Annotated in this window: 17 protein-coding genes; 4 read left to right on the forward strand and 13 right to left on the reverse strand. The window is 40.3% G+C overall.

All coding sequences use genetic code 11. The features are described from left to right. Window positions 1-92 precede the first annotated feature (92 nt). The 6 genes from CH377_RS02075 to CH377_RS19630 all read right to left on the reverse strand — a co-directional run bounded on the left by CH377_RS02075 (window position 93) and on the right by CH377_RS19630 (window position 5,334). Window positions 93-734, reverse strand: coding sequence for a hypothetical protein (locus CH377_RS02075; RefSeq protein WP_100722170.1), 642 nt, complete (start codon window positions 732-734; stop codon window positions 93-95). A 163-nt stretch (window positions 735-897) separates the two neighbouring features. Next, a complete protein-coding gene (locus CH377_RS02080) occupies window positions 898-1,677 on the reverse strand; it encodes a cytochrome c oxidase subunit 3 family protein (protein WP_100722171.1) in 780 nt (259 codons plus the stop codon). Beyond that, complete coding sequence (gene ctaD, locus CH377_RS02085; protein WP_100722172.1) at window positions 1,664-3,247, reverse strand: cytochrome c oxidase subunit I; 1,584 nt, start codon at window positions 3,245-3,247, stop codon at window positions 1,664-1,666. Before ctaD ends, CH377_RS02080 begins: the two co-directional genes overlap by 14 nt. Window positions 3,248-3,258: 11 nt before the next feature. Next, window positions 3,259-4,281, reverse strand: a complete 1,023-nt coding sequence (gene coxB, locus CH377_RS02090; RefSeq protein ID WP_207797570.1) for a cytochrome c oxidase subunit II — start codon at window positions 4,279-4,281, stop codon at window positions 3,259-3,261. A 26-nt stretch (window positions 4,282-4,307) separates the two neighbouring features. Next, complete coding sequence (locus CH377_RS02095) at window positions 4,308-5,153, reverse strand: SCO family protein (RefSeq protein ID WP_100722173.1); 846 nt, start codon at window positions 5,151-5,153, stop codon at window positions 4,308-4,310. Window positions 5,154-5,175: 22 nt separating this feature from the next. Next, a complete protein-coding gene (locus CH377_RS19630) occupies window positions 5,176-5,334 on the reverse strand; it encodes a hypothetical protein (protein WP_165780220.1) in 159 nt (52 codons plus the stop codon). A gap of 322 nt (window positions 5,335-5,656) precedes the next feature. On the opposite strand from CH377_RS19630, the gene CH377_RS02100 reads away from it, so the two are divergent. The 3 genes from CH377_RS02100 to CH377_RS02110 all read left to right on the forward strand — a co-directional run bounded on the left by CH377_RS02100 (window position 5,657) and on the right by CH377_RS02110 (window position 9,593). Then, window positions 5,657-6,595 carry a COX15/CtaA family protein gene (locus CH377_RS02100; RefSeq protein ID WP_100722174.1) on the forward strand — a complete coding sequence of 313 codons (939 nt, stop codon included), beginning with the start codon at window positions 5,657-5,659 and terminating at the stop codon, window positions 6,593-6,595. A gap of 5 nt (window positions 6,596-6,600) precedes the next feature. After that, entirely contained in the window at window positions 6,601-7,470 is an 870-nt protein-coding gene (gene cyoE / locus CH377_RS02105) for a heme o synthase (RefSeq protein ID WP_100722175.1), read from the forward strand. 116 nt (window positions 7,471-7,586) lie between these two features. Next, on the forward strand, window positions 7,587-9,593 hold the full coding sequence (locus CH377_RS02110; RefSeq protein WP_100722176.1) for a M48 family metallopeptidase: 2,007 nt from the start codon (window positions 7,587-7,589) through the stop codon (window positions 9,591-9,593). Here the strand turns inward: CH377_RS02110 and CH377_RS02115 are convergent. Both CH377_RS02115 and CH377_RS02120 read right to left on the reverse strand, forming a co-directional pair. Beyond that, window positions 9,579-10,127, reverse strand: a complete 549-nt coding sequence (locus CH377_RS02115) for a metal-dependent hydrolase (RefSeq protein WP_100722177.1) — start codon at window positions 10,125-10,127, stop codon at window positions 9,579-9,581. The two genes, CH377_RS02110 and CH377_RS02115, sit on opposite strands and share 15 nt — an antisense overlap. An 11-nt stretch (window positions 10,128-10,138) precedes the next feature. After that, on the reverse strand, window positions 10,139-10,936 hold the full coding sequence (locus tag CH377_RS02120) for a TOBE domain-containing protein (protein WP_100722178.1): 798 nt from the start codon (window positions 10,934-10,936) through the stop codon (window positions 10,139-10,141). A gap of 285 nt (window positions 10,937-11,221) precedes the next feature. Here CH377_RS02120 and CH377_RS02125 point away from each other — a divergent pair, with 285 nt between their 5' ends. Continuing rightward, on the forward strand, window positions 11,222-12,331 hold the full coding sequence (locus CH377_RS02125; protein ID WP_165780443.1) for a molybdopterin-binding protein: 1,110 nt from the start codon (window positions 11,222-11,224) through the stop codon (window positions 12,329-12,331). Between the two features lies 1 nt (window position 12,332). Here CH377_RS02125 and CH377_RS19950 read toward each other — a convergent pair whose 3' ends face one another. From CH377_RS19950 to amt, 5 genes are all read right to left on the reverse strand, one after another. Next, entirely contained in the window at window positions 12,333-13,724 is a 1,392-nt protein-coding gene (locus CH377_RS19950; protein ID WP_100722180.1) for a cytochrome-c peroxidase, read from the reverse strand. Window positions 13,725-13,730: 6 nt separating this feature from the next. Beyond that, complete coding sequence (locus tag CH377_RS02135) at window positions 13,731-15,488, reverse strand: hypothetical protein (protein ID WP_100722181.1); 1,758 nt, start codon at window positions 15,486-15,488, stop codon at window positions 13,731-13,733. Window positions 15,489-15,602: 114 nt separating this feature from the next. Further along, window positions 15,603-16,766 carry an RlpA-like double-psi beta-barrel domain-containing protein gene (locus CH377_RS02140; RefSeq protein ID WP_100722182.1) on the reverse strand — a complete coding sequence of 388 codons (1,164 nt, stop codon included), beginning with the start codon at window positions 16,764-16,766 and terminating at the stop codon, window positions 15,603-15,605. After that, complete coding sequence (locus tag CH377_RS19780; protein WP_010513955.1) at window positions 16,767-17,033, reverse strand: hypothetical protein; 267 nt, start codon at window positions 17,031-17,033, stop codon at window positions 16,767-16,769. A 147-nt stretch (window positions 17,034-17,180) separates the two neighbouring features. Further along, window positions 17,181-19,280 carry an ammonium transporter gene (gene amt, locus CH377_RS02150; protein ID WP_100722184.1) on the reverse strand — a complete coding sequence of 700 codons (2,100 nt, stop codon included), beginning with the start codon at window positions 19,278-19,280 and terminating at the stop codon, window positions 17,181-17,183. Between the last annotated feature and the right edge of the window lie 276 nt (window positions 19,281-19,556).

Consider the following 19,556-nt stretch of genomic DNA (forward strand, 5'->3'; position numbering starts at 1 on the left):
AAAACTCTGCCCAAAAATATAGCAAATTTTGAGGCAAAGTCAAGGAAAAAATGAGGAATCGTTCTAGACTGAACTTAGTTCGAAAATTCAGATCAAAATTGAAGTTTGTGAATGGAAGTTTTGTGAAAAATCGGATCGTTCAGAGGACGAATTGATTCTAAAGCCTTGGTAGCTTCTTCTTTTCCGTAAAAATATCCTAGGAATAATTCTCCGTCTTTGGATCGGAAAAATCTTCCTTGGAACTCAGGTTTTGCTCTTAGCAATTTTTTTCCAATTTCCATCGCTTCAACCGAATCTTCGGTCGGAATTGATAGGAAATAATTTTCCTTATCCGATCTTGCCGGGAATTTAAGTCCAGGATTCTTATTGGAATTAGAGGAAGAAGAAGTTTCAGCAGAACTTACTGATTCAGAAGAAGAATTTTCTCTTTCTTCTACAGATTGTTCCGTTCTTACATTTTTTCCCGCATTATAAAAAGACTGGGTTTCATTCTGAGCAAATGCCTGCTCTTTCTGATCCAATCTAAGACCGACGACAACGCCACCTGTAAAAAGGGAAATGGCTCCTACCAAAACCAGAAAGATAGATCTGGAACTTGGGAAAGAACGGATTGGAGAATTTCCTCCCCTCACATGCTGGATTGTTTGCACGGTTGGAAAAGACTCTCCCTGACGTGGAGCCGGACCTCTAGTTCCGGATTGTCTCAGTCTTCTGGAATAATCTATATTTTGCATATTGCGTCCGGGAAAACTTGTCTCTCTTCAAATATCGGCAGGATTCGCCGTTTCTTCGCAGTTTTTTTACCCGCAGCATTCAGGCAGAAAATAAAAAAGCCGGAGTAAAAACCCCCGGCTTTTTCTCAAACAAACCTTTCGGTCGCTTGCTTGTGATACGGACTTATCCCACCAAATAAAGAAGAGGGAAAAGGTAAATCCAGATCAAGTCTACCACGTGCCAGAATAAACCCACACCTTCTACAGGAGTGTAATATTCAGGACCAACTTGGTTTTTGATCACTTTCAAAAGTACCCAGAAGATAAGAAACGCACCCGCAAGAACGTGTAAACCGTGAATACCTGACATTACGAAATAGAATCCAAAGAACAAAGGCCAATTTTTGGTTTTTTCCAAAAGAGTCAGATGCTCGTATTCGGTTTCGTCTAGGTGAAGTTTGTGTTCTCTTTCTACTACGCTAAGTTTATTAGCTTCTGCAAGTAGAGCACCCACTTTGGTTACCTTCTCACCGGAAGCGCTTAACTCTTCAGTGTAAGCGTATTTTCCGGGAACAGTACCTACATGGAACTTGTGAGTATATTCGAAAAACTTAACGACCATGAAGATCGCAGCACAAGCGATAGTCACTGCAAGAGCGATGATCGCTTTATTTCTCATACCTCTTTGCACATAGTTAATTCCAAGCGCCATAGTGAAGGAGCTGAATAAAAGAACCACTGTGTTCAAAGCTCCCAGGACAACGGAAAGTTGCTTACTCCCCGCATGGAAAACTTGAGGGTATAGAGAATGGTAGATCGAATATCCTACGAATAATCCACCGAACATTAGAATTTCTGTAACAAGGAATAACCAGATCCCTTGTTTAGAAGATTCGTATTGATGCTCTGCGCTATCGAAATGATGTGCGTGATGAAAACCACCTGTGTGATTAGCGGTACTCATATGGCCCTCCGGTTAGTACTGGGGTCTTTTCAAAGTTTTCGTGTGGAGGAGGAGAAGGAATAGTCCACTCCAAAGTTTTTCCTCCGAATGGATTGTTTCCTGCTTCTTTTCCTTTCAGAAGTGCATAGATCACTCCGTAAAGTCCAATCAAGAATCCAGTTCCAATCAACCAAGATCCGAAAGTGGACATTTGGTTTAATTCGGTGAATGTAGGAAGATAGTCGTAGTATCTACGAGGCATTCCCATATTCCCTAAGATGAACTGAGGGAAGAAGGTAACGTTAAATCCTGTGAAGATGAATACCCAGGAAATCCTTCCTGCTAGATCGCTATAGATCTTACCGGTAACTTTAGGGAACCAATAGATCAACGCTCCCATAAGAGCCATCAAAGTTCCACCAACCATCACGTAATGGAAGTGAGCTACCACGAAGTAAGTATCGTGGAAGTGAATGTCCATACCGGTAGAAGCCAGATACACTCCAGTCAAACCACCGATGGTGAATAAGAACATGAACCCGATCGCAAATAACATCGGAGCATCCAGACGGATACTTCCTTTATACATGGTTGCGATCCAGTTGAACAATTTGATCGCTGTAGGAACTCCTACAAGCATTGTGATGAAGGAGAACAAAACCCCCGCAAACTCAGATTGTCCGGAAACGAACATGTGGTGTCCCCATACTAAGAAGGAAACCCCAGCGATCGCTAACGAAGAGTAAGCGATTGCAGTATATCCGAAGATTACTTTACGAGAGTAAGTAGCAACCAACTCGGAGATCACTCCCATTGCCGGAAGGATCATGATATAAACCGCAGGGTGAGAATAGAACCAGAAGAAGTGCTGGAATAGGACCGGATCTCCTCCCAATTGAGGATCAAAAATCCCCACTCCGAGAGTTTTCTCTGCAATAAGAAGAAGCAGAGTGATCGCAAGAACTGGAGTTGCCAATACTTGCAGGATCGCAGTTGAGTAAAGCGCCCAAACCATCAGAGGAATTCTGTTCATGGTCATTCCAGGTGCTCTCAGTTTATGAGTGGTAACGATGAAGTTCAATCCAGTTAGAATGGAGGAGAATCCGATGATGAATACTCCAAGAACCATCGGGATCACTCCCAATCCAGTTTTAATGGAAGAATACGGAGTGTAGAAGGTCCAACCAGTGTCTACGTTTTCCAAGAATAGAGTGGAACCAGTGATCGTAGCACCGATCATCAGCATGTACCAGCTCATTAAGTTCAATCTTGGGAAAGCTACGTCTTTTGCCCCTATCATGATCGGAAGAACAAAGTTTCCGAAAATTGCAGGGATACCAGGAACGATCACCATGAACACCATAATGGCTCCATGATAGGTCATCATTCTGTTATAAACGTCTGCGGAAAAAAGGGTTTTTCCCGGTGTGAATAATTCTGCGCGAACTAATAGAGCGAAAACTCCTCCTAAAAAGAAGAAGCTCATGATCGCGACAAAGTACATGATCCCGATACGCTTATGATCTAAGGTAGTAAGCCAGGACCAAATCCCCTTTTGGTGATTCAGGTAATTATGTTGCTCGTGGGCCATTGTCCGTAATCCTATTTAAGCGTCTTAATGAATTCGATGATGTCCTTGATCTCGTCCTCTTTGATTCTTCCTTGGAAGGAAGACATTGCAGGAGGGAATCCAGCTACGATTTTAGCTGTAGGAACAAGGATAGATTGTTTGATATAAGCATCATCCGCAGTTACAGAAGATCCGTCTGCGAAATCTCTCTTATTACCATAAAGACCTTTGAAGCTTGGTCCAACAATCCTGGATCCGTCGATGGAGTGACACCCGCTACATCCAAGGCTTCCTTTGAAAAGAGCTTCACCTCTTTCTGCAGGTCCTTTGTTGCTAGCGCCCGCGTTAGCAGCGATTTTTTCAGCCTGCCAAGCAGCAAATTGTTCTCCGTCCACCACACGAATCGTAGCCATCATATTGGAGTGTTTAGTTCCGCAATACTCAGTACAGAATACTGTGAAGTCCCCTTTCTCAATCGGCGTGAAAGTGAAAGTTGTTCTTCTGCCAGGAACCGCATCCATTTTGTTCCTGAATGCAGGAACATAGAAGCTATGTAGAACGTCATCAGATGTAAGAATGAAACGAATGGTTTTGCCAACAGGAACTACTACGATCTCAGGCTTGAGAAGAGTAGAGTCCGGATCGTCCAACAACTTTTTGTCGGTAGGGCTATTGATCTCGATATCATTCGCGTATTTGAAAGTCCAAGCCCACTGACGAGCAGTTACGTGAACTTCAACATCACCTTTCTCTCCGACTCTGCGAAGATCATGAAATACACTCCATCCCCAAGCGAAGATGATCATCATGATCACGAAAGGTATGAAGGACCAAAGGAACTCAGCAAGAGTATTGTGCGTGATATACGCACTTTTCTGGTCTTCAGTTTTTCTTCTATACTTGAATATGAATATTACCATTCCCCCAATGAGAATGATAAAAGAGATAAGGCCCGAAACAAGAAGAAAGATATAGAGGCTATCTACATCTCCCGATTCTTTAGTCGCTGGAACCGGCATGAAGCTTGTCGCCGTAATAAGAGAGAACCAGTTCATCGGATCGAAATCACTCCTTCCTTTATTTATACTGTACTAGACGAGTTTTGTTTCTTCCAAAAGCGGAATAAGAACGCTGCAAGGATAACGACGGTGAGAAAACCACCGATTCGCATGATATTGAACGCGTATAATGTATACCTATTTTTGGATGGATCAAATTGGAAGCAAAAAAGGGCAACACTGTCAGTCAAATCGCCGATTTTACCGTTTCCAGCCTCTACAAGAGATAATCTCAGGGTCCTTTCATCCATCGGTATTCCTTTTAAATACCTGGAAATTTGTCCTTCTGGGGTAATCACATAAGCTACGGAAACATGTACCCATTGATCATTATAAGGATTCCATTTGTAGGAAAAGCCCAAGCTGGAAGACAATGCCTTTATTTCAGGATCATTTCCGGTTAAAAAACTCCAGCCGGACCCGTCTCCCCTTCCATAATCTTTCACATATACTTCTTTTTTTGCCTTTGCTAGATCAGGTTTTTCTTTCGGATCAAAGCTTACCGCAACGTAATTGAATTCTTTTCCTACTTCTAAATTCAATTCTTTGAGTGCGGTTGAGATCTCATTCAGATAAAGACTGCAAAGTGTGGGGCATCTATAATACACTAAGGTAAGAAGAAGCGGTTTTCCGTCTTTCAGATAGTCGCCTATGCGAACTTGTTTACCTTGCTCATCTATGAAAGATAAATTGATATCTATATGATTTCCTAATTTTTCTTCCAGACCTACACCCTCAAGTTCTGGAGGAACTGCGTGAGCAGGTAGTTCTCTTTCGGTATCGAAGGATAGAACTGATAAGAATGGCAGAAAAATAATAAGAGCCGCAGCTATTTTAGAAAATCGCCACGGATGATTGGAGGAGAACAACGTTCTATCCCCGGTTCTTTCCTTACTTCGCTGCCGAAGTGTGGGAAGGAACTACTTCATTATAATCTTTAACACCTTTGTGGAATGCAGAAAGATAAACGAAATAAAGAATGTTAGCGGTCAACACGACCACGAATGTCCAAAAACCTGCCTTGTTGTAATGGTCTCCGTTTTGGCTCATGGAATGACTCCTAAAGTATCAGAAAAAAACGTTTCACTTTTGTAAAAAGCGAAAGATACCAGCCAGTTTTGGAGACCTGTCTTTTTTTTGAAAGCGTTTTTGCTTTTCATTGTTTTCATACGTTTAGAACCGACATAAAAAGCTTCTATCCTTAGGTCGGGCACTAGAACGTTCGTTCTTTAGAATCTTAAAATGTTTTTTCCATGAGAATAAGTCTCAGATCAAAATGTAAGCTTTCGATTTTCGAACATCAAATCTCTTGCCCCAAATCAATCTCGCTCAAGTATGGTAAAGAAGAGCTCGGATTCTCCGAAAAAACAGAATGATCGCTTCTACTTATTCTCATTTCAGAAAGTTTTCTCTCTTTCTGGTCCTCTATTCAGTTTTAATTTTTCTAAATTTATTATATGGACCACTTGTCCGAGCCACTGACTCCGGACTCGCTTGTCCTGATTGGCCTTTTTGTTTCGGTAAAATTTTTCCAGACTTCGATTTTAATATTTTTATGGAAGTAGGACATAGATATTATTCCGGATTTTTAGGAATTGTTCTGATCGCAGGCACTGTTTGGACAGCAATCGTTCCAGAATTAAGAAAACCTTTCTTAGGTTATTTTATTTTAGGAATATTACTTATAGCTTCTCAAGTTACTTTGGGAGGTTTAACTGTTCTTCTGTCTTTAGATCCTGCTACTGTTAATCTTCACTTATTAAATGCTATTTTGTTTTTACTTTGTATAGTTACAGCGACTTTCAAAGCGCGCAATCTTGCAAATTCTACAAATTCAAATGAGTTTTTAACAAAACAAAGTTTATTGCAGAAGGACCAGATCCCTCTCTTGATCGGAGTATTGTTGATCTTCTTCCAAATTATTTTAGGAGGAAGGGTAAGTTCCAATTACGCAGGACTTGCTTGTTTGGAATTCCCGACTTGTAACGGAGAATGGATTCCTTCTGTTCCTGAGCCTAAGATACAGATCCAGGTGCAGCATAGATTGGGCGCCTATTTAGTGGCATTTTATATTCTTCTAATAAACCTTTATGGAATATTCAAAGGATTCTCCCAGGAAACCAAAAAATACGTAAGAGCTGCTATTATCCTTCTTCTCATACAGATAGGATTAGGAGTTGTGAACGTATATATGAAACTTCCAAAATTAGTTACTGCTGCTCATACCGGAGTAGCTATTCTTCTTTTCTTGTCCATGTATGCAGTTTGGATACAGAGGGCTTCTGAACTTTCTAAGAGTAAGGTTTCTTAAATAGAATGAATAGTTTTCTTTCCGACTGGAACCAAATGATCAAACCAAGGGTAAGTTCCCTTGTTTTAGCTACTGCTGTGCCTGGTTTATATCTTGGTGGCCCGGTTGCACCTAGTACACTTCTGGTTTTTATGACTATGCTTGGGACTTTTTTAATGTCTTCCGCATCTTTTATCTTCAACCAGATTATAGAAATAGATAGAGATTCTAAAATGAAACGGACCGCAAATCGTCCGCTTCCTGCAGGAAGGATCAGCATTGCCCAGGCTTGGATCGTTGGATTTGCGATGACTTTCGCAGCATTTGGGGTCTTATACTATTTTGCGAATTTGCTAACTGCATTATGCGCTTTTGCTGCACTACTTGCTTATGTTTTTCTTTATACAATTCTATTAAAACCAAGAACGCATCAGAATATCGTAATAGGTGGAGTGGCGGGCTGCGTTGGACCTTTGATCGGTTATGCGGCTGTAAGTAATTCCTTACCTTTGCCTGCTTGGATATTATTCCTGATGATCTTTCTCTGGACCCCGGCTCACTTCTGGGCGCTTGCAATCTTCTTGAAAGAAGATTATAGCGACGCGAATTTCCCAATGCTTCCAGTCGTAAAAGGTGTAAAGGAAACCGGACGTTCGATTTTGTTTTATACAATTCTTTATGTGGGATCTGTGATCGCGTTCTATTGGGCAGAACCTTCCATGGGTTGGTTGTATATGATCTCTTCCGTAGTATTGAGTATATCTATACTTTATCTTTCTGTAAAATTATTCCAAAATCCCGAGCCTAAGTTCGCCAGAGGATTTTTCTTCTTTAGCATTCTTCACTTGTTTTTAATCAATATTTTAATTCTAATCGATCATTCCATCGCTGCCTGACTAAAAGTTCACCGATCCGGTTTTTTCGATCAAAAAATTTCATTTCACTTTTTAAACCTTTCAGAGTTGACATTCGCTTAATAGTGGATAGTTTTCTCTCCTCAAGAGGTTTTCTCATGATCGATCTTTCGAATTCGGTTCGCCCTTATGTCCTGAAATTATTGGTGGTTTTAGGCTTAATATCATTCTCTGGCTCTCCGATTTTTTCTCAAAACAAACCGGGAGAATTCGACTCGGAATTGTATGCGCAGTTAGTGAGACAAAGTAATGTACAGTTCACAAATCTGATCAAGTCAAAGACTGTGCTTGCTGATCATAAAGGCTGGAAGAAGCCAATAGACAAAGCATTTGGTAAACTTTCCAAAAATTCCGGAAACCCTCCCTTCCCTCTAGTTTATAAAATCGTAAAGGAAGCTAGCTTCAACGCATTCGCAATGGCGGGCGGACAGTTTTGTATTCATTCAGGAGCTTTAGATTCTTTAGATGAGATCATCAAACAAAAAGAAGCAGATGCGGCTCAAAAGTTGGACTTCCATCGAGAAAGATACATTGCGGGAGTATTATCTCACGAGTTAGCTCATTTTTATAACAGACATGTTTTCAATAGTGTTAAAAAGTTTTACGCACTCAAAGATGAACCGTCCGGAAAAGCATTTTTGGAAAATAGCAAATTTTCCCAAGAGCAAGAGCTGGATGCAGATCAAACCGGGTTGTTCTTATTGGACAAAGCAGGTTACGGTGGTGACTTCATGCTCATCACTCTCCAAACTTTAAACGAGGTTGAGCAATCTTATAAGGAAGCATTAGCTTCTTCTAAAGCGGATAAAACCAGACCTGAGCTAATAGGCTCTCATTATTTCTCCAGCCATCCTTCTCCAAATGAAAGATTATCCAGACTTAAGACGGATAAGCAGGAACTTTATAGCTTCTTAGCTAAGATGGAAAAAACTTTTGATGATATTCAACTAGGTAGAAATTTAGATGAAGCAAGATCCAACTTAGAAGACGGGATCAAAAAATTTCCCGAGAATACTTACTTAAGCAAAGCTCTTGCAGTTTGTATGCACAAGATCTGGATGGCAACCGCATCCAACGAAGAATTAAAATTAAAACCGGTTTTAGATATGCCTTCTTTCAGGGACACAATGGTGTTTCCTCCGGATAAAAGTAAACGTGCTGTCATGCGGATCGTTCCCGGAAACGAAGCGGCATATAATCGTGCACTTAAAGCGTACAGAGAAGTGATCGTAAAAACGGATGATCCTTACTTTCTTTCTAATTATGCAGTACTACTTTCTTATTCTGCAGACGAAAAAGATCTAGATGTAGCGGTTAATGTAGCTAACCAAGCTTTCCAAGCAGAAGGAACCGTCGCTTTGGCAAACAACTTAGGTGTAGTTCTATTCTGGACCGATAAAAAAGAAGAAGCGAAAGAACTTTTCAATCGTCTTGCTCTATCGATCGATCAGAAAATCAGAACTCTTGCGAATCAAAGTGGAAACAATCCTCAGATCGCTCAGTATCTAAAAACGATCGGCCAATCTACCGCTCAAAAACAACAAGTGGATCCTGATTATATTTATGAGAATTTCACTCCTATCTTAAACATCGCATTGGTTGAATCTTATTCCGCAGTAGATCCAAAATCAAAAGGGCTCGCAAGTTATTATTTAACTAATTACGATTCTACTTCGGGCTGGGCAAAAGTTCTAGCAAAGATCCATTCGATTGAATTGACCGCTCCTACTCCAGCAAACGAAGTGAATGCATTTAAAGTTGGTGGAGTTGGTCCTGGAGATAAACTAGAGGACCTTTTGAAAAACTGGGGAAAACCTACTCGCATCAAAACGGATAAAAAAAGCGGTTTGGAATATTTCGAATACGATAACAAAGAGACTGCGTTCATCTTAGATATGGGAACTGTAGTTCAAGTGAATGTAGTCGGAGATAATAGCCCAGGTTTAGGACAAGGGATCACAGTTGGGTCTTCCAAACCGGCTGCTGAGAAACTTTTAGGTTCTAAATTTAGAAAGCAAGGCGAGTATCACGACTACTACGAAAAAGGAAAAGCTTTCGTGAAATATAATAAACACGGAAAGATAGATCTTTTAGTGGTTCAGTGAACTATCCTTAAAGAAAAATCTTCTAGCTAAAATACCGGTCCCGGAAACAAAAATAGCCGGGGCCCAAACATTCAAAAGTTCTGATTGGATCACAACCCAACCTCTTTCCGTAAAAAAGTTTTTAGGACCGATAGGAGAAACTCTGATCGGTCTATATTCAAAAAAGATCCTTTCAGAACTCCAAGGGATAAAGAATCCAACTCCTAAACCACCTGTGGTCATCGCATCCAACACTCCATGAGAGATCGCAGATACAAAAAGAAATAAAAAGATAATAAGCCAACTAGCTTTAAGTTTTGTCCGGAAGAATGCCACAATACAGGACATTATCAAAGCAAATAAGATAGAATGAGTAAATCCTCTATGACCCCAATCGCTTTCGTACGGGATTCCAAATTTGAAAGCCACTACGTCAAAATCCGGAAGTATAGAGAAGAATATTCCAAAAACTGCAAGTAATACAGGGATTTTCTTTTTCCCGAAAAAGAAGAAGAGAGAGATTGGAACTGCCGGATGCGAGAATATTGTAGCCATTTTTTAATTAGTCACTCTGCTGCTAAAATTACGGAAGAAGCATTGAAGAATGCGCAGATCTCTTCTCCTTCCTTTAGCTTGAGCTGTTCTGTGGCTTGGCTTGTGATTATTGATGTGAGCTTGTTTCCACCATTCAATTCTATTATGATTTCGTCGTTTACGCTACCTTTTACGATAGAGAAAATTTTTCCGTTCAATTTATTTTCGGAACTGATAGTAGGATCTGTATCCTTAGAAAGAAAAATGAAAGAAGCCTTGATCAATGCGTATATGTCTTTACCAACTTTCAAACCTAGATTGATCACACTTTGGTTTGTAATAACTGCAGTAATCTCTTGTTCCCCTTTTAGAGAAATAATGATCTCTGAATTTACCGCTCCCTTTTGGATATTTTTGATCTTTCCATAAAATTGATTTCTGGCACTGGTTTTCATCGAGATACGATTTAGAAAATTCAAGAGTTCGAATGGATTGTCCATTCTTTCACTTATTCTGGTCAGAAATTTTCTGTGCTCATCTTCTACAATCTGATAGAGCTGGATCATTTCCTTGGCTTTATCGGTGAGTTTTGCTCCTCCGCCACTGGTCCCTCCTACACTTTTTTCGACTAGAATTTCTTTGTATAAATTATTCAGTAAATCGATGGAGTCCCATGCTGTTTTATAACTAATCCCGACTTCCTTTGCTGCCTTGGATATGGAGCCGCATTTTTCGATCGCTCGGAGCAACTCTATCTTCTCCCGGCCCAGCTTATTTTCTTTATTGGACTTTAGCCAAAGTGCCCCATCAATCTGCAACTTATCCTTCATCGTTTCTCCAGCTCTAAGTTACAAAAAACCTTCTCTTAGGAGTATCAAAAATTTCCTCAAAAAAAACTGTGAGTCCCGTTTTTTGCAACTATGTGGGTTTATCCATTCGCTATATAGTTGACTATATAGCGAATTAGTGAGTCCTTACCAATATTAAGGATGCTGATTTATATGATTTTCCCGCAAAGTAGGTTCCCATCTATTTTCTCTAAATTAACCTTCTTTTATGTTACGTATTCGCTTATTGTTTTTTGTTCGCCGAATTCTGGGACGGACGGATCGGGTTTGGCTGCTTTTGCCTTACGTTCTTCGGATAATACATTCTATAGTAATTCATTCTCTTTGATCGGTCCCGATAATAACGGAAATACCGATCTAACAGTTGCTCCTTATTTCGAATCCGGGTTATATACTGTGGCTTCTCTGCAAGATGATTCTAAATTTCCTCAGAAGGTGATCCTTAATAATATCTCGATCAAAGATAAAAGCGGAAATCTGATCGAAACGGTAAGCAGTTTTAACGGAGTTCTTTTACGAGATCTGATTAATATTGGCGGTAAGTTCAAACCTTTGGATAAGGGTAAAGACGGCAGAGCCACAGTGGTAGTGTTAGAGGGAAAGGACGGTTATAAAGCTGTAGTATCTTATACAGAGCTAATGAGAACTTCTTTAGGCGCTGAGATGATCATCGCTTATGAAAAGAATGGCGGCCTATTGGATTCCAATTCAGGAAGTATGGCATTCGTTTCTAAAGGCGATATAAACCAAGGTACTCGCTACGTTAAATTTTTAACTAAGATCACTGTGATCAATGAATGGTTAACTCAAAGTGGGACCGGGACAACCGCCTCCTTCAGTGTCGCAGGAGATGTGATTACTCCTCTCAATTATTCTATTTCTGATCTGCAGAATACTTCAAACTTTACGTCTATCAATTTTAGTGCGATTGGTCCCATATCAAATAGTAAACATTATATTTTAGGAAAAGGTGTCTCTCTTTTAGAAGTCCTTTCCAAATCTACTTTAAGAAGCCCGAACGATTTCCAAAGTTATTATGTTATTTTAGAAGCTACTGACAAATATAGGATCACACATTCGTACGCGGAACTTTCTAATACGATTATAGGTTCAGGAAGCGGATCTTTACCTTCTCCAGGTGTAGTAGTGATTACAGAATTCAAAAAAGGTTTGGGAGGGAATTATTACACTCCTCCAGCTTCTTTAACGGATTATACTTCTTGTTCAGGTACAGGTAATGTTTGTGATACAGATTATATTGCTACCATTTCAAGTGAAGATACTGCTCCTTATGGAGGAGATGTAGCTGGCGGGATCAACTTAGGACCTCGTAAGATGAGTTGGCTGAATACGATTATTCTCAAAAAAGCAGAATAACTTAATCGCTAACTGAGAGTCCACTTGGAACAGTAGCTGGAATTTTATTCCCCAAACTCAAAGTAGTGGGAGAAGATAATGAACTCAGAAATTCCAGCAGCTGATCCATTTCATTCTCTGATACTACTATATTCACATTTAATAATGGATCTAAAGTCGCTAAAATTTCGTTCTTTATCGCAAAACTAGATAAATAAGAACTTCTCAGAGCCACTGGAATATTATTCGGATCGTAATTTAGTAAAGAATCTCTGGGCCTTAAATGATGTCGGATCACATCTCTTAAAGAAGTATAGGCGCCGTTATGAAAATAAGGAGAAGTATAAGAAACTTCTCTTAAAGAAGGTGTCCTAAATGCAAAACTATCATTTGTATTTCCACTCACACCAAATCGCCCTTTATCTAAAGGAGAGTCTGCGCCGAAGCCCGGACCAAATTGTGGAATGGCTAGATTATGAAATTTTTGATCCGTCATCAAGGATCCCGAATGGCATCTTGAGCATCCTGCCTTTCCATAAAATAAAAATGCTCCGGATTTTGCCTTACTATTTAAAGCACTATTATCACCATCTAAATATCGATTCCAAGGAGAAAGGTCCCAATTACTCGAATCAGTAGTATCCCAAAGATGGCCTGTAAAATCTCCTAATGCATTCGCTACATTTTCAAAACCTAATTCAGATACATCTAACTCTGGATATGCCTCTTGGGATAAGCTTACATATTCAGGAATATCCAATAATCTTTGCAAAAGACTGTTCCATATCGCTTGAGGGTTTGTATCTGGAATATTAGCGATAGAATTGCTTCCGCTTTGGCCAAGCATTTCTGTTCTAGAAAGAACTGGGATCATTGCCTGAGCTGCCAATAAACTTTTGAGCCCAGAGGGTAAAGTAATTCCAGACGGAGAAACGAAATTTGAATTTTCATCTATGGATATTCTTCCGTCCCAGAAAAAACTTTTCCACTCCAGCGAAGAACGGTTATGTAATTCCATAGAATTTCGATGGATGAACACTCCAGTATTCAGACTCCTAGTTTGTCCGGATCCTTCCCCGCCTTCTCCGATAGATAATGCAAGTGTGTCTCCTGAAACAAGTCCTGGATTATGACAAGTAGCACAGGAAATGTTTTTATTCCCTGAAAGTATTTTATCAAAAAATAATGCTTCTCCCAATTTTAAGATTGGAGGAGATGGAGAAGTATGTTTGTCCAATGGGCCGACTTGGTTTGATATAAGAATCCTTCTCAAACGATCATCTTCTGTTTCTATATCCAAAAATGCAAATACAGCCAATCCATCGGAAGAGCCGGCAAGTTTAGGGCTGCAAGCCGTACAAAAAGTAATTAAGAAGAATAAGATATAATTCCTGGAATTTCCCAAACGTTTCATGTTCTTTTAAAATATATATTCGGTAGCGATTAAAGTTTGGGTTTCTACCAAAGGTCTACCTATCAGATCGTTTACAGTCACACCATTTGGAAATCCAAGTGAGGTCAGAACCACTTGAGAAAATTGATCAGATACATTTTGAGATTCTATCCCCGTTGTTCTTTCATCTCCTCTGATCCGTTCCAAGGAATTTACTCTGGTAGGTCTTCCCGTTTGATCAACGGATACAATTTGGATCACGGCTAATGAAATTTTTAGTCTTTCCATCGGGAAATAATTCAGGGAAGCTACAGTTTTATAAAATCTTGCCTTACCATGATCCACATGATTCCTAAGATCGAATATATCTCGAATATTAACGTTACCTAATACTCCATCCGTTTGTAGATCGTATCGAACGACTTGATCCATCCAAGGAACATTAGAAGGAGCAGACATCACACCTGTTACAGGATCCTGAGCTCTTCCCATGCCGTTTCCTGTTCCGGTTGTGTACATCAAGAATGCACCGAATTTTTTATATCTCACATGAGTATAAAAATAGAGACCTTTTGCCAAGGAATCCCTTTCGTCTCTAGTATTGGTAGCATACAATTTGCGAAATTCGTTGGAAGCAACTGTGGTATCCAAACCTTGATTGAAAAAATCTTCCGGAAATAGGATCTGCTCGTTGATAAGAGAAGACTTTCCTCTCCTATCTAAAAAATAATAAGGCCCACCTCCCATCGCAAAGGAGAAGTTATCCTCGTTATATGCTATATCTGTCTGCAATCCAAAGTATATATCCTGCTTTGCTCTTTTTTCTCCTCTAAACATCCGGACTCTTGGATGGTTTTGGCAATCAGCAGTGCATACAAAATTCGCAGAATTATATTCTACTTCGTCTCGATCGATGCCTGTTATATTTTTGAAAATGAAAGGAGAACTTAAACCTGCTAGAAACTTTTTGGAGTCTCCAGTTGGTAAAAAATTCAAGATACCTTGTAGATCCAGTCCATATGAATCTCCGGAACCGTTTGCTAATGAATTTAATTTATCACTGGAACCTGTGACAGTGAGTATCTCTAAATCTTGTGCATTATTTCTACGATGAGTGGATTCATTCCCAAGCATAAAATGAAATCCATAATATTCATCTTTATGAAAAACACTGATCCCTCTTTCTACACCTGTGGAAAATCCGAAGTTTTGGAATGCAGCAGATGCTCCCATTCTTCCAGTTGGATCTCCATCAATATAACGGTGAGCCATCATCTCAGTGAGATTGAATACTGGACTAATTGTAACTGCAGCAGGTTGTTGTCCGACCCTTAAGGTAAGGAATCGATCGAACAAAGGCATATTAAAATAAGCGAATCTTAAGCTAAAGGCGTAGTCGTTAAATCCCTGACAGACTTGGCTTCCGTCAAAATTCGTACAACCATTTGCTTCTTGAGAATAAGTAGAATAAACATCAGGCGTGATCCTAAATCCGTAACCCTTATATTCTCCTTCTTCAATATCTCCTTGGATATTTACCAAGGCTCTCGCTACTCTAAAACCTGTGCTCTGGCTATTTGGTCCGGAATAGTCGGGTGCACCATTAGGCTTTTTATCATTCAGCCCATAGGAAACCCATAGAGTTCCATTCACTGTAAACTTAGAAGGAACTGATAACTTTTTATCTTCGGTGACTATATCGAAGGACCAGATCGAATAAGAGCTCAAAAAGATGATCAGCCAAAGATAAACTTTTGGAGATACACCCAATTTTAGAGAACTCATATTCGCTATATAATTATCTATATAGCGACTGTCAATTCAAGATAGAACGTTTTGTTAAACGAATGAGCTGGATTTTATAATATTGAATATGCTTGTTAGATTAGAGATTTAGGATCAAGTCCTGCAACGAACCAAACTTCCATCCTTGCGGAAGAAGATCTTCATCTCCATTCCCTTTTCTGGAGCCTGGGCATGATAATCCAATTTGCATTCGGATTCAGAAGGGGAGAAAGGATTTCGGGGAAGTTTTTCCTTAGGGCACCAGAATCTTTCTTTTTCGGAGCTGTACAATTTCCAATCGGAGGGATAGAGAGGATGGATCCCTGCATCTAAAAACAAGTTCCTGGAAAGCTCATGAGGTTGGTAGGGGCTTCCTCCTCCGTGAACGCCTACGAACATATCCACTCGATCGTCTCGGATGTACAAAGGTGATCCCGTATCGTTTAGGCAAAAGTACCCGTCATGGTACTTTCCATTTTGCATTTTGATCTTCTTCTCTTTGATCTTGGAGATAAAAGCTAAAGTACCAATTACCTTGGATTTATTGCAGGAAGAAATTCTAGACCCAATCTTCTCACATAAATCCTTAAAACTCACAGCCAAGGTGCGATATGGAAACACTTGGTAATTATATCCAGCACCCCAACCCCATTCCAGATCATAGAGTTCGTATTTTCCTTCTCCTGCAAAATGATACTTCTTCCCATCCTTTGCAATTCCAGAACCTTCCCAACGTACTTGTTCTAAGAATGTAGCGGATGCTCTGCCGATTTCTTTTCCGGAAGGAGAATATGCGGCCACTTCCGTTCCTGGAAATGCTTCTTCCAATGCTAAATGATAATAAGTAGGATAATAGACTCCTAAACTCGATGGTTGGAATTCCGACAAACGTTCCAGGTCATCTTGGGAGAGGAATCTTTCTAAAGGCTTAGGAGAATGATCTAGAGACGTCTGCATGGGTCGAAACGTATGTTGGTATGCCAAAGGTTTCAAATTGATCCTTGGATAGGTGCAGGACTCTTTAGAACGACGTATCTTAGAAGTTTCGGACTTATTATATGGATCTTCTAAAATGACAGCTTCTCCGTGAAATACACGGATGCCATGTTCCTTTTCAGGAAACTTACATTCACAACCTTCCGGAGAGTTAATGCAGAGTACTTTTGCATAAACCGCAGGAGAGCTTTGGCTAAATAGGGAGGTGGAGAAGAGTAGAAGGTAGAGTAATATCCCGCTCCCAAAAGGGAGCGGGACCAGTTTTCTCAGAAAAAAGAGCAATTAGATGTTGCTCTCTCCTTCGCTGGAACCGCCAGTTGGGAACAGGCTTGGTGCAGGCGTAGGTTCTGGGGTCGCAACTGGAGCAGCAGGACGAGGCGCCGGTTTCTTTGGAGCAGCTTTTTTCTTAACTACTTTCTTTTTAGGCGCAGACTTCTTCTTAACTGCTTTCTTCTTAGTGGCTTTAACGACCTTTTTTTTCGCTACTTTCTTCTTTGCCGCTTTCTTCTTAGGTGCGGCTTTTTTCTTTGCTTTCTTCTTAGCTACCATGGTAGATACTCCTTGTATCTGGGGAATCTTTCCGTTATTCCTAGAGTAAATTTCCACTCGTAAGACTTAGAGCAAAAAGAGTAAAACCTTTTTTCATTTTCTTTCATGAAAGCAATGTAAAACATTTCATAATGTTTCATTTCTATCTTAAGTTGCGCTGAATGAGTATCCTAGATCGGTAAAACTCTCTTCAGGAGAACGTAGTCGATGGCTAATTAAGAAGGTTTTGACTAAACCTTTTCCTTTCACCTTGATCTCTCCTCTTTCTGTTAATGCAAAATCGGTTTTAATTAGTTCTGCAGTGGATTCTGTGACCTGAATTTCTCCCGGAACACCATGAGATTCCATACGACTAGCAAGATTTACCGCATCTCCCCAGATATCGTAGATGAATTTTTTTGTTCCAATGACTCCTGCGACTACCGGACCAGTATTAATCCCTATTCTCATACGCAGTTTAGTACCCATTTTTTTAAGTTTGAATTTGGAAAGAAGCTCCTTCATGTCCCATGCCATATGAGCTACAAGCAAAGGATGTGCCTCATTCGGTAAAGGAAGGCCTCCTACTGCCATATATGAATCCCCTATGGTCTTTATTTTCTCCAGACCGTACTTTTCGGCTAAAATATCGAAATGAGAGAATACTTCGTTTAAGATGCGTACTACGGACTCAGGCTTCATCGCTGCCGAAATTCTGGTAAATCCGACTATATCCGCAAAAAGAATAGAAACATTCGGATAACTATCTGCAATGAGCCCGGTATTCGACTTCAATTCTTGAGCAATAGAGTCCGGTAGAATGTTCAGAAGTAATTTTTCCGCCTTATCCTGCTCAACACGCACCTTTTCGTACGCATCTGCAATTTCAGCCCTTGCTTTTTCATTGTCTGCAAGTGTAGAACGAACTGTTCCAAGAACCAAATTGTAACGTTCTGCAATTTGACCCACTTCGGTGAATGGTTCCACTGGAACATCTACCGCCAGGTCCCCAGTCTTCCTCTGGTAATCCATCGCTAAGAATAGGTCGATCAGCTCAGTAGTTGCCTTATGCTCCGAGATATTTAAGCCCATTCTTTCTTCGTCTCCATCTACCCGGAGAGGGAAAAATTTATTAATCATATAGAAGATCAGTAAAGAAAGTCCGAACGCAAATCCTCCTACGGCCAATATTCCGATAATTTGGGTGAGAAGAAGAGAAGATCTAGTAACATTATGACCGATCAAATTCAGATCTCCGAAAATTCCGACTGCGATCGTTCCCCAAATTCCTCCGATCAAATGGACCGGAATTGCTCCAACTGCATCGTCAATCTTCAGTTTTTCTAAAAGTTTTTCCGCAGGAAGAACGAATAAGCCCGCGATACTACCGATGATTGCAGATTGGACTGGAGTAAAACAATCTGCTCCTGCAGTGATGGCTACTAGTCCCGCTAAAGATCCGTTCAAAGGTGCAGTTGCTTCCGGAAAACCTTTGATCAACCATGCAGCCAACATCGCAACCATGAGAGAGAACCCGGAGGAAATGATCGTGTTTAGAATAATACCGGGAACTTTTTCATTAAAGCCCAGAGTACTTCCTCCGTTGAATCCCATCCATCCGAACCAAAGAAGAATTCCGCCTAACATCGCCATAGGCAAATTACTTCCGGTCACAGTTTTAGGCGGTTCGTTCTCAGGAAATCTTCCTATCCTTGCCCCTACGACAAGAAGAAGTGAAAGTGATACCCAACCACCCACACTGTGGACTAAAGTGGAGCCTGCAAAATCATGAAATCCTCTTGCTGCCAGCCAGCCATGATTCTCGTCAGTTAAACTTCCTCCCCAACACCAATGGCCTGCGATCGGATAGATCACACCTGAGATCAATGCAGTAGCGAACAAGTAAGAATGGAACTTTAATCTTTCTGCAACTGCTCCAGAGACGATTGTTGCAGAAGTTCCGCAGAAAACCAATTGGAATAAGAAGAAGGTCGGAGGCCAAGCCTTACCTTCCGGAAACACAGGGACAAATAAAGAAGTTCCTGCTATACCATTCCATGTGACACCGAACATGAGTCCGAATCCGAATGTATAAAAAAGAAGAGTGGCTACTCCGAAGTCCGCCACATTCTTTATGGCAACGTTAATGGAGTTCTTGGCTCTGGTAAGTCCGGATTCTAATACAAGGAAACCACCCTGCATGATGAGTACTAGTCCTGAACAAACCAAGACCCAAAGTATATCTAATAAGCTCTTTTCTAAGATCATAGAAAAGGTTCCCCCGAATGATTCCTGCTAAATATGTTTCGCTTATTAATGTAAATTATCGGAATAATTCTATTCTAATCTAACAAGAGGCAAGCGGGAAACCTTATAATATTGTAACAAAGAAGAATGATAAATGCCCTAAAAGACCATCACCTGCTTGAGTGGGTTCTAATCACTAAAGGGATTCCGGCTACTTCTCCAGACCCCTAAACTTCCTATGATTTGAGAGAAAATTCGATTTTTTTGAAGAACGGTGTTTATTTCGAACGTAACGAC

The sequence above is a fragment of the Leptospira haakeii genome (assembly GCF_002812045.1).
In the GTDB taxonomy this organism is placed as follows: Bacteria; Spirochaetota; Leptospiria; order Leptospirales; family Leptospiraceae; genus Leptospira_B; species Leptospira_B haakeii.